The organism is Stenotrophomonas sp. SrG, assembly GCF_050031795.1.
GTDB lineage: Bacteria > Pseudomonadota > Gammaproteobacteria > Xanthomonadales > Xanthomonadaceae > Stenotrophomonas > Stenotrophomonas rhizophila_A.
This window is the reverse complement of sequence record NZ_JBNBBE010001005.1, coordinates 1-241: the sequence shown is the minus strand read 5'-3', so window position 1 is coordinate 241 and position 241 is coordinate 1. Positions and strand designations below refer to the sequence as shown.

The 241-nt window shown below is 68.0% G+C and carries 1 pseudogene; it reads left to right on the top strand.

The features are described 5' to 3' along the window. Positions 1-241, top strand: a pseudogene (locus tag ACQG3P_RS22520) (HlyC/CorC family transporter); the annotation flags it as partial.

The window sequence follows — 241 nt, the reverse complement described above, 5'->3', positions numbered from 1 at the left end:
CCTGACCCTGATGAGCCACGCGCTGGAGCTGCCCGAACTGGTGGCCGGCGACCTGATGCGCCCGCGCGAACTCATGCGCGTGTTCCGCCAGGGCATGGATCTTGCCGGGGTGATGGCCGAGTTCGCCGAAAGCCGCTCCAGCCGCTACCCGTGGTTCGACAGCGATGGCGAGGAAGTGCTGGGCATCCAGCACATGAAGGACCTGCTCGTGGAGATCGCCCGCGGCCAGCCCACCGACGAC